A 6,000-nucleotide genomic window follows, 5' to 3' on the forward strand; every position below is an offset into this window, starting at 1 on the left:
TCATCGCCTTTGGGCGTGCTCGACCCCAGACTCGGCGCATGGACATGGAAGCCACCGATGCCCCCGGCGAGCGCAGTGGGAACGCGCTGGTTCGCGCGAGTCGTGCGTTTGCTGAAGAGGATGTGCGCGAGAGCACGCGGGTCACGATCACCACGCTGGCCATCATCGCGGCGCTGTGGGTGGTGCACGCGCTGGTGCCCATCTGGGTGAAGCCGCTGAGCGGCTTGGTGCTGGGGCTGACGCTGGTGCGCGGCTTCGTGCTGTTCCACGACTACGAGCACGGCGCGATCTTGCGCGGGCAGGCCTGGGCCAAGCCGGTGTACGACGCCTTCGGGCTGCTGGTGCTGACGCCGCCCAAGGTGTGGCGCGACACGCACAACTACCACCACGCGCACAACGCGAAGCTGGTGGGCTCGCACATCGGCAGCTACCCCACGCTGAGCGTGGCCATCTGGAACAAGCTGAGCCCCAGTGACCGGCGGGCCTACGCGCTGGCGCGCAACGGCTTCACCATCTTGTTCGCGTACCTGACCGTGTTCCTCATTGGGATGTGCGTCTCGCCGCTGCGCCGTGACGCGCGCCGCAACCGCTCAGCGTGGGCTGCGCTCGGGCTGCACGTGGTGCTCGCGGCGCTGGCGTTTGCGCTGGGTGGCGCCGAGGGGCTGCTGCTGGGGTTCCTCTTCCCGCTGAACGTGGCGTTCGTGACGGGTGCGTACCTGTTCTACGCGCAGCACAACTTCGAGGGCGTGAAGCTGCGCGGGCGGCACGAGTGGGAGTTCACGCGCGCGGCGCTCGAGGCGTCCAGCTACATGCCCATGGGCCCCGCCATGCGCTGGTTCACGGCCGACATCGGGTACCACCACGTGCACCACCTCAACTCGCGCATCCCGTTCTACCGGCTGGCCGAGGCCATGGACGCCATCCCCGAGCTGCAGCACCCGGGCGTCACGCGCCTCCGTCCGCGCGACGTGTGGGCATGCCTGGGGCTCAAGCTGTGGGACGCAGAGGCGCAGCAGATGGTGCCGTTTCCGCGTGGTGCGAGCGCGGGCTCTGCCGCAGGGCCCGACACACGGTCTCCCGTCGCAGCCCCGTGATCTCACCCAGCACCCCGAGCGAAGCCCAGACCGGGCGCTGACCACCCAGGAGCTGCAGCGTGGCGGCCAGGCGCTCCCGGGCGCTCGCGATGGCGCGCAGCGTGGCCCACTCGGCCACACGGTCGGCGATGCGCTCGTAGACCGCCAGCGTGCGCATCACGGACGGCGGGTGCTGCACCAGCGCGTCGGCCAGCAGCGCCTGCGGCGCGAAGCAGACCTGCGTGGGGCCCATGGCCTGGCACTCGTCCGACCAGCCGTCTTGGGCGTGCGCGCGGCGCTGCGCGAAGGCCTCTCCCGCGGGCACCACGTCGAACACCATGGCGGGGGCGTCACGCATGTGCCGCGCGCGGGTGACGGTGCCCTGCGCCACGAAGCTGAGCGCGCCCGGCTGGTCCAGCAGGCGCGGGAGGCGCTGCCCCTTCTCCACCCGCACGGGGATGAGCGGGCAGCGCGCGCAGCCGTGCTCGGTCAGGGTGGGGAGGGCGTAGCGAGCGGGACAGTCGATCAGAGCCGGCATGGGTGGCGGGCTATGCGAAAGCGGTGCCAGGACGCGTGGTTGCCTGGGGCCGCACGCGATCTGCACATGGGCGGTTCTTCGACGAGAGGGCTAGCGCACGTGGTGCGTCGCCGCGCGGCCTGGGCGCAGCGCTTGCGTCGGCCCCCTTCGGTCGAGCCCCTCAGGACTCGTTGCGGGTCTTGACCGCGGCGAACATGCTGGACGGACGCTTGCGCAGCGTGGCCTCCATGAGCGACGCGATGTGGCTGGCGGAGGGGTCTTGCAGCAGCGTGCCGTGCGTGCCGGGCACGATGGTGACCTCGGAGCCTTGCCCCACGAGCGTGCGCCACATGCCTACGGCGCGCGGGAGCTTCGCGGGGCTGTCGTCGCCCGCCAGGTACACGAGCGCGCGACCAGGGTAGGGGCGGATGACCGGCTCGTAGGCCACGAGCGCGCGCGCATAGGCCGCCTCGCGCGCCTGCCACGTCTCTTGCTCCGGGGTGGCAGGGCCCGCAGCAGGCGCGCGCTCCACCAGCCGCTGCAGCCGCTGAAACGCGCGCTCCGGCACCGCCAAGGGGTCTGTGCGCAGGCGGGCTGCCAGGTTCAGCAGGGGCTCGAAGCGCATGGGCTCGAGCGTGCTGGGCAGGCGCGGGTCCAGCAGCACGATCAGGTCCGCCGGGGTGCCCAGCGCGTGGAGCTGTTGCGCCATCTCGAAGGCCACGAAGGCCCCGAACGAGATGCCCAGCAGGATCTTGGGAGGGGGCTTACTGCCTTGCTGGATGGCGCGCAGGTATGCGCTGGCCAGCGCCTCCACCCGGATGGCGTCGCCCGGGAACTCGAGCTCCTCGGCCACGTACACACCCATCACGCGGCGCCTGCGGATGCCGCGCGCGATGGTGGCATAGATGTGTAGCCCCACCAGGCAGTACACGGGCGTGGGGCCCTCGATGCCATCGTTGAGCGGCACCAGCTCGGCGTTGGGCGCTGCTGCTTCACGGGCGCTGGTGATCCAGTGAGCCAGTGCCCGTGGGCTGGGGTGCGTGATCAGCGTGGCCACCGTGGGGTACGCGTGCAGCGCCTCCTCGATGCGGCCCACCAGCCGCAGCGCGCGGATGGAGCTCCCGCCGCGGTCGAAGAAGCTGTGGTCCAGGCCCAGCGCGGGGTCGGCCAGCACCTCACGGAAGAGCACGAGCACGCTGGCCTCGAGCTCGCTCGCGGGCTGGTTCACCACGGGTGTGGACGGCAGCTCGGCGTCGCTCGGCCACGTGAGGGCGCGGCGGTCCAGCTTCCCTGTGCTGCTGCGTGGCAGCGCTGGGACCACGCCGATGCGCGCGGGCACCAGATGCGCCGGCAGGGTGGCGGCCAACGCCTGCCGGATGCGCTGCGGGTCGGCTGCCGTGTGCGAGACGATGAACGCCACGAGCGTTGGCTCGCCCGCGGGCGACGCGAGCACGGTGGCCACGGCCTCGGCCACGTCCGGGTGCGCCTCGAGCGCGCGCTCCACTTCGCCCAGCTCGATGCGGAACCCGCGCACCTTCACCTGCGCGTCCACGCGCCCCTCGAACACCAGGTGGCCGTCGTCGTCCACCCGCACCAGGTCACCCGTGCGGTAGACCATGCCGCGGGATGCATCGATGGGGTCTGGCACGAAGCGCTGCTGCGTCTCGTCGCTGCGGTTGAGGTAGCCCAGGGCCACCTGCGGGCCGCCCAGCACCAGCTCGCCTCGCGCGCCCTGTGGAGCCGGGCGTCCGTGCTTGTCCACGATGTACGCGCGGCATGCGCCGATGGGCCTGCCGATGGGCACCTCGTCTGGCACCTGCGCGCCCAGCTCGTGGCAGGTGGCGGTGATGGTCACCTCCGTGGGGCCATAGGCGTTGAAGAGCCGCACCTGCGGTGCCACCGCGCGGAAGCGCTTGCACGCGGCGTGATTCGCACGCTCGCCGCCAATGACCACGGCCCGCAGGCAGGCGGGCAGGGGCTGCGGCGCGCGCGTGAGGTGGTGCGCCAGCTCGTTGAAGAAGGCGGTGGGCAGCTGCAGCAGCGTGACCCCCTCGCGCTGCACCACGTGCAGCAGGCGCTCGGCCGAGCTTCCGCTGTGCTCATCGCGAATGACCACGCTGGCCCCCGCCAGCAGCGTGGGCACCACCTCTTCCAAGTACACATCGAAGCTGGGCGAGGCGAACTGCAGCACGCGGTCCCCGGGCGCGAGCGCCAGCTCGGAGGTGATGGCCTCGGCGTGCGCCACCAGCGCGCGCTGCGGCACACACACACCCTTGGGCCCGCCGGTGGTGCCCGACGTGTAGAGCACGTAGGCCAGCGCCTCGGGGTCTTGGCACAGCGTGTTCAGCTGGCCCGCGGGGATGCGCGCGGGGTCCACCGGCTGGAGCCCGCTCACCGCGGGCGTGTGCGTCTCGGGGCCCACCAGGAAGCGCGCGCCGCAGTCCTCGAGCAGCAGGTGAACGCGCTCGCTCGGGTAGGACGCATCCACCGGGACGTACACGAACCCCGCCAGGGCACACCCCGCGAACGTGACCAGCGTGTCCACGCTGCGCATGGCCATGGCCGCCACCACGTCCCCGGGCACCGCCCCGCGCCGCTGCAGCTCGCACGCGAGCGCCTCGGCACGCGCGCCCAGCTGCTGGAACGACACGCGCTCGCCGGTCTCCACCTCCAGCACCGCCAGCGCAGCGCCGTGCGCTTGGAAGGCGCGCTGCAGCCGCGCGCTCAGCGCCGAGGCCGGTGCAGGGCTGTGCGGCCCGGCCAGGCCCGGGTGGCCCACGGGCGCCACCAGCTGCGAGAGCAACGCGCCGGGGCGCGCGGCCAGCTCGCCCAGCACCTCGCCCAGCGCGGCGGCGAGTGTGGCGGCCACGGCGGAAGAGACCACGTCCGGGCCGTACTCCACGGCCACGTCGGCCCCGCCATCGCGCGTGCGGTTCACGGCCAGCGTGAGGGGTGCGGCGCTCTGGCCAACAAGCCGAAAGTGCCAGCCGTGCGTCTCGGGCAGGTCCTGGTGCAGCGCCTCCTCGAGCGAGTAGCCCTCGCAGACCACGATGGAACGCACCAGCTGGCGCGGGTCATGGAGCTCGCTGGCCGCGGCCGCTTCGCTGAGGCCCAGGGTCTCGAACGGACGCTGCGCCAGCAGGCTGCGCCGCACCTGCGTGAGGAACTCCGCCACCGTCTGCGAGCCGTCCAGCGTCACGCGCAGCGGCGCCGTGTTGATGAGGCAGCCCACCGTGTCGCGGCTGTGCTCGGTGAGCGTGCGGCACGCGCGGGTGACGCCGAACACCACGTCGTCGGTGTGACCGAAACTGGCGAGCAACAGCGCCCACGCGCCATGCACCACGCTGGCCCACGAGAGCTGGTGGTCTTTGGCGAGCGCGTCCACCGGGTGCATCACGAGCGCATCCACGCGTGCGGCCGCTTCCACGGTGCGCGTGGGCGTGGCGGGTTCCGGTGGCTTTGGCGCGTGGCGCCAGCCTGGCGTGGCGGGTGGCTCGTGCAGGCCACGCAGGTGCTCGGCGAAGTGCTGCGTGGCGCTGTGCACCAACGCGGGGGCCAACGCAGCGTGCGCGTGGATGGCGGGCGTGGGGGAGGGCGTGCGCGGCGCGGGGCCTCCCAGGGCGGTGCGCAAGACCTCGGTCAGCACCCGCTGAATGGAGCGGCCATCCAGATGCGCGTGGTGGAAGGTCCAGAGCAAGGCCTCGCCGTCCTGCGCTTCTAGCTGCGTGAAGCGCGTGACGGGCAGCTGGCTCGGGTCCAGCCCCGCCGCGCGGTCACGCTCCAGCAGTGCGGGCAGGGCGGTGGCTAGCGGCAGCGGCGACTGCTCGTGCGCCCAGGCGAGCGGTGAAGCGGCGTGCACCTGGGCCACGGGGTGCTCGCGGTCTCGCCAGCGCAGCGTGGTGCGCAGCATGGCGTGGCGCTCGATGGCCGCTGTGAACCCCGCGCGCAGGCCGCTGACGGTGTGCGCGGCGGAGGGCTGGATGACCACCTGCTGCAGCTCCGCGCCCGGCTGCGCCAGCCCGTTGAAGAGCATGGACGCCTGCATGGGGAGAGCGGATACTCGGCTGGGCTCTCGTCTTCTGTCCGCGCCTCGTCGTTGCCTCTCCAAACCACTACCAGCGCCTCCTACTTCGTTGCAGGAGGAGTGTGGGTCACCAGGCGGGGGGTGACAAGCGCGCTCCTGTTGCCGTTGCGGCCACGGCACCCGCGCGCGCAAGCATCAGTGAGCCGCGAACACGTCGTCCAGCTGAGCGGCGGTCACGGCGCGCCGGATGCACTGCTCCAGCACCACGCTCTCCGTGGCGTCGATGCGCGCGTCCACCTCGGGCGGCAGCGCGCCGAAGCGATCGGCGAGCAGGCCACGGAGAACGCCACGCAGCGCGCTGAGGTGGCCCTCTTGTCGGCCCTCTT

4 protein-coding genes are annotated in these 6,000 nt (G+C 72.3%); 1 reads left to right on the plus strand and 3 read right to left on the minus strand.

Going from position 1 to position 6,000, the window contains the following annotated elements:
* The first annotated feature begins 38 nt into the window (after positions 1-38).
* Complete coding sequence (locus tag IPI43_26310) at positions 39-1,094, plus strand: fatty acid desaturase (GenBank protein ID MBK7777591.1); 1,056 nt, start codon at positions 39-41, stop codon at positions 1,092-1,094.
* Here the strand turns inward: IPI43_26310 and IPI43_26315 are convergent.
* The 3 genes from IPI43_26315 to IPI43_26325 all read right to left on the minus strand — a co-directional run.
* Positions 988-1,611, minus strand: coding sequence for a Crp/Fnr family transcriptional regulator (locus IPI43_26315; protein MBK7777592.1), 624 nt, complete (start codon positions 1,609-1,611; stop codon positions 988-990). The two genes, IPI43_26310 and IPI43_26315, sit on opposite strands and share 107 nt — an antisense overlap.
* 160 nt (positions 1,612-1,771) lie before the next feature.
* Positions 1,772-5,635 carry an amino acid adenylation domain-containing protein gene (locus tag IPI43_26320; protein MBK7777593.1) on the minus strand — a complete coding sequence of 1,288 codons (3,864 nt, stop codon included), beginning with the start codon at positions 5,633-5,635 and terminating at the stop codon, positions 1,772-1,774.
* Between the two features lie 174 nt (positions 5,636-5,809).
* Positions 5,810-6,000, minus strand: a 191-nt coding sequence (locus IPI43_26325) for a hypothetical protein (protein ID MBK7777594.1), incomplete at its 5' end; no start/stop codon positions are given.

It is taken from the genome of Sandaracinaceae bacterium, assembly GCA_016706685.1.
Lineage (GTDB): Bacteria > Myxococcota_A > Polyangia > Polyangiales > Houyiibacteriaceae > JADJJE01.

Bases quoted from the DNA above. Each gene is read 5' to 3' on its own strand.
- IPI43_26310 (MBK7777591.1), top strand. From the start codon at position 39: ATGGACATGGAAGCCACCGATGCCCCCGGCGAGCGCAGTGGGAACGCG.
- IPI43_26315 (MBK7777592.1), bottom strand. From the start codon at position 1,611: ATGCCGGCTCTGATCGACTGTCCCGCTCGCTACGCCCTCCCCACCCTG.
- IPI43_26320 (MBK7777593.1), bottom strand. From the start codon at position 5,635: ATGCAGGCGTCCATGCTCTTCAACGGGCTGGCGCAGCCGGGCGCGGAG.